Annotated in this window: 3 protein-coding genes; all 3 read left to right on the top strand. The window is 58.8% G+C overall.

What is annotated here, in order from left to right; translation table 11 throughout:
• Window positions 1–593, top strand: a 593-nt coding sequence (locus tag OP495_RS16455) for a type I-E CRISPR-associated protein Cas6/Cse3/CasE (protein ID WP_280570792.1), incomplete at its 5' end; no start/stop codon positions are given.
• Between the two features lie 124 nt (window positions 594–717).
• Window positions 718–2730, top strand: coding sequence for a helicase C-terminal domain-containing protein (locus OP495_RS16450; RefSeq protein ID WP_280570790.1), 2013 nt, complete (start codon window positions 718–720; stop codon window positions 2728–2730).
• Window positions 2731–2950: 220 nt separating this feature from the next.
• Window positions 2951–4258, top strand: a complete 1308-nt coding sequence (locus OP495_RS16445) for a FliC/FljB family flagellin (RefSeq protein WP_280570788.1) — start codon at window positions 2951–2953, stop codon at window positions 4256–4258.
• The last annotated feature ends 693 nt before the right edge of the window (window positions 4259–4951 follow it).

Below are 4951 nucleotides of genomic sequence, written 5' to 3'. Positions count from 1 at the left end.
TCGTCCATTACCATGAGGCTGCCGTGGTCTGCCACCCTGGCAATCCTGCCGGCAAGCTTCCCACCCTGGAGGACCATCATAAAACCGCCTGGCAGCTGTTCAGCGGCGGTGGCGATTATCCTGGGCAGGCCCGGCCGTTTATCTTTCGTGCCGAGCCCCTGGGAAACAACCAGTGTCTGTTCCTGATCCGCTCAGCGGAGCCCTTCGAGAACGCCAGGCCGTGCCAGCTTGTGCTGGAAGAAGGTGCCGAGCTGGCACTGGAATGGGTCATGGTCCCCACGCTCAGCACCCGGCTGGGCCCGCAGGGCGAAAGGCTTCCGCGCAGCCGGCGCATCGTCGCGCCCCAAGAGCGCTGGCGCGAGGTGGCACAGGCCCGCATCGAACGCCATGGCTTCCGAGTGCAGGAAAATACCCTCAAGGCACTCCCCCTCGGGCAGGTCAAGCATCACCGCCATCGCGCCGGCCAGGCCGAATTAATGATGGGCTCCGCCAAGCTGCTGGTGACCAACCCCCTCAGCGCAGCATCGGCTTGGCTGGATGGCGTCGCGAAGATGCGCGCCTATGGCATGGGCATGCTGTGTCAAGTAAGGTGATGCGGCTGTCTCCGCAGCACCCCTACTCCCCGCCGTGCGGGGGTGATCGGGAACATCAAATATCAGTGATCAACACCACTGTTTCCCCGCCCTTGCGGGGGTCTAGAAGAACACAGGGGTGCCGGTGAAAAATCCCATCGCAACCTACCTTGCTGAGCACCTGCCTCAGCGGGCAGGCTTTCGCCAAAACTCGGTTCAGATCGCCTATGCCGAAGCCATCGGCGAGGCCCTGGTCGATCCGGCTAAAATCCACTTTATCGAAGGCGATGCCGGTATCGGCAAGTCGCTGGCGTACCAGTTGGCCCTGGCCGACTGGGTCGCGCGAGGGAGAGACAAGGGCCGACGGGGCATCGTTTCCACCTACTCACGTAGCCTGCAACGCCAGCTGCTGCAGCCCGCCAATCTGGACATCATTCATGATTATCTACGCTGGCAGGGGCTACCCCAGTTGCGCGTCGGTTTGCGCATGGGCAAGCAGAACTATGTGTGTCCCCAGCGCCTGGCGCTGCATCTCGGCGGGGTATCACTACGCCACATAGCCGGTGATCCTCAACGGCCCAGCCAGGAACGCCAACTGGCGCAATGGGCGCTGGAAAGCGAAGGCTGCCTGCTGGATATCGACCCCGCGTTATTGCCCGAAGGCCTCCGTCTGGCGGACATCGCGCTAACCCATGACGACCCCATGCCAGAAGCGCTGCAGGCGCATATCGAGGCCACCCAGTCGTGTGATCTGCTGGTGATCAACCATGCCCTGCTGGTCGTCGACCTGATCACGCGCGGCAACATCACTCAGGCTCAATCGTCCCACGCGCTGCTGCTCGATGAAGCCGAGCATTATCCCGATGTGGCCGAGGAGATTCTCTCCAACCGCATCTCGGTGCAGGCCACCGGTTACCTGCTACGTCAGATGAAGATCCGGTCCTGCTGGCCGGTGTGGGAGGCGCTGCTGGAATCGCTCACCGCCCCCGGCCGGGCCGGCAGTGCCCATGCGTTGAGCAAGCGAGAAAGCACCCTGATCGGCCAGAGCATCCAGCAATTGCTCAGAGCCAAGCCCCGTCAGGCCAGTCATGACGGCGACACCTGGCGGGAATGGCGACGCGTGCGCGGCGCCGCCGAGCAGATCGCCGCCCGGCTGAGAGAGGCCCACCAGCACCTGGCCTTGGACTACTCGCCGATCAAGGGGCTACCCGGCATCGTGGCGCACTCCAGCACCGCCGCCAGAAGCCTGAAGACTGGGGTTGCAGATCGCGTAACGCTGCTGACCTCCGCGACGCTCTCGGACATGCATCACTCGCCAGGGGCTGAACCCAGCTTCCGCTATATGCGCTCACGGCTGCAAATGCCCGTGGGATACAAGCGCTGCGGCCTGCAGCGGGCGTTTCAGGCGACGCGCTTCGGCCAGTTGCGATTCCGCATGCCCCATGGGCTTCCCCATCCGCTGCGGCAATGTGACGATGGCACCTATATCCTTTCATCGCGTTATGCCGAACGGGCCATCCCCCACATCACCGCCGTGCCGGGGCGCACCCTGGTGCTGTGTGCCAGCTATGCCGATATGAGTGTCCTCAGCGACGCCTGGCCAGCGTCGAGCCGTGACCGGCTGGTCACACACTCGCCGGGCGCCCACCTAAACGAAATCGCCAACCGCCTGGAGCAAGACGCCATTCTGCTCACGCCAGCCGGTTGGGAGGGATTGTCGCCTGCGCGGCAAGGCGACCGAACCTTTTGGCAGCATGTGGTGATCCTGCGCAATCCTCGCCCATTACCCAGCCAGGTGGAACGGTTATTACTCGAACAGCGGCTATGCCGCTCGGGCATGAGCCAGAAAAACGCCGCGCGTACCGCCGCAGGCCTGCTCAACCGCAAGGAAATCGTGCGTACGCTGCACAAGCTACGCCAAGGGTTAGGGCGGGCCATTCGTCACCCCGACGATACCGCCACCCTCACCCTGCTCGACCCACGTATTCCCCGCCCCTCTGGCGCCCCGCCAGAAGTCGGCATCCGCCTGATGCCCAATCTGCTGGATGCCATCCCGACACGTTTCATGGCGGCTTATCGTCAGGCCGATGAAGGTAGCACTGCAACCCATGGCAGCGATGAGGCGGAGTCCGCCTCACGGCTCAAGGCCCTGCTCTAGCGCCAATCCCCTACCCCCTACCCCCATACCCCGGCCGTTTGGGGTCCGTGATTAAACGGGACCCCAAAAATTTCGCCTTCCACCCTAAAGCTTCCCGGCAATCTTCCGATAAATGAGTAACGGCACATAATTGCCGTTAAGGCAGGCTCCACGGAATGTACGGTCCTTCTCCGGCATCCGATCCTGGGGGCCGGTTGACGACACTTAGGAGATCGCAACAATGTCAGTGATCAATACCAACATCACGGCCATGATCGGCCAGCAGAACCTGAACCAGTCACAGAATGACCTGTCCACTTCCATGGAGCGTCTGTCCTCGGGGTTGAAGATCAACAGCGCCGCGGATGATGCCGCCGGCCAGGCCATCGCCAACCGCATGAGCAGCCAGATCAACGGTCTCAGCCAGGCACAGAGCAACGCCAACGACGGCATCTCCGTCGCGCAGACCGCCGAAGGCGCGCTGAACCAGGTCAACGACAACCTGCAGCGCGTGCGTGAGCTGACCGTTCAGGCCCAGAACGGCACCAACAGCGAAAGCGACCTGTCTTCCATCCAAGACGAGATCGACCAGCGTCTGGGTGAAATCGACCGTATCTCCGAAGAGACCAACTTCAACGGCGTCAAGGTACTCGCCGAAGACCAGGAGCTTTCCATTCAGGTCGGCGCCAACGATGGCGAGTCCATCAATCTGAACATGAAGGAAGTCAACTCGGAAACGCTGGAACTGGGCAACTTTAGTGTTGCATCGGGTATCAATACCGATGAAGTCGGCGGTAATGATGTCACCTCTGCCCGGCTTGGTGCCGAAACGACTCTGTCTACTGACACAGGCGAGGTCAAAGATACCAATGGCGATATTACAAATTTAGAATCTGTTGATGGTTATGGCGAAAACAATGATGGGAAGCTCTATGCTGAGATCACCGTTGACTCCAGTACCGAGTATCGAGAAGTCAATAGTGTTGCTGAGGATGGTTCAGTAACACTGGCCTCATCTGCCGAGGGGAGTGAGCCCACAGATTTTAGCTCTAACTCTGTAACCACTGCAAATGCTGGTGCTGAGGTTAGTCTCCAGGATAGTGATGGTAATGAGGCCAAAGGTGTACGTGAATATAGCGGCACCGAGGACGGTGCTCCCGAGTTTGTCATTGCAGATAATAGCGGTGAGAACACCGTCCACTATGAAGCCGAAATTGCTGACGATGGCACGGTCACTCAGGGTGATGAACTACGCACTGGTGGCTCCGCCACCTCCGACCCGCTGGCTGCCTTGGACAGCGCGCTTAGCGATGTCGATAGCCAACGCTCCGAGCTCGGTGCCATGCAGAACCGCTTCGATTCTGCCATCACCAATCTGAGCACCACTGAGACCAACATCACCTCCGCTCGCTCGCGCATCGAGGATGCGGACTACGCAGATGAAGTCTCCAACATGACCAAAAACCAGATCCTGCAACAGGCTGGTACTTCTGTTCTATCCCAGGCCAACCAGCTGCCGCAGAACGCCCTGTCACTGCTGGGTGGTTAAATTAGTCGATAAGACTGAAGTGGGAAATAAAGACGGGGCCGCAACAAGGCCCCGTTTTAACAACTTCAAGGAGGTTTCTTATGAACGCATATACACTTAAAAAGCATAAAGAAACTGGAGAGATGCACCTTTTTAAAGGAAGAATGCCTGCGGACAACCCAAAATATAAGTGCACTTCAAATAGCGATTCCATCTGTGAAGGTATGAGTAACAATGACAAACTAATGAACAAATTCTCATGTGAGGATGAACCATCAGCCAGGCGGAAGTGCGCCGAAATAGGCAGAAAGGTTTGCGGAACATGCGTTAGCCATCTGTACGAAACCTACTGATCCATATTCTTAGCGAAGAGTGTTCAAAACTCTGCGTCGGCCTGGACATCATAAGTCAATGTAGCCGTCCAGGCATTCGGGGCAATGGATGATCTGAGACAGCTCAGGCTCCAATTCTACACGGGACGTGTCCAGCGCTCCGGTGCCTTGAGTATATCGGCATATCGCAATTGGTAACGCAGAACGCTCTGTCACTGCTGGGGGAGTTAGCGGTACACATACGGGGCCCATGCGGTCGTCGTTTTTATAAATTAAGGAGTAATTCAGGAAATGGCATGCTCTATTTGCGGATCAGGCAGTCACACAGCAAAGAATTGCCCGAGGCCACAGCGGTGTTCACATTGTGGCGGAGCAGGTCATA

The sequence above is a fragment of the Chromohalobacter sp. 296-RDG genome, from assembly GCF_029889885.1.
Taxonomy (GTDB): Bacteria; Pseudomonadota; Gammaproteobacteria; order Pseudomonadales; family Halomonadaceae; genus Chromohalobacter.
The sequence above is the reverse complement of the archived record's forward strand: the minus strand, read 5'-3'. Positions and strand labels throughout refer to the sequence as shown.

Bases quoted from the DNA above. Each gene is read 5' to 3' on its own strand.
- OP495_RS16445 (WP_280570788.1), top strand. From the start codon at position 2,951: ATGTCAGTGATCAATACCAACATCACGGCCATGATCGGCCAGCAGAAC.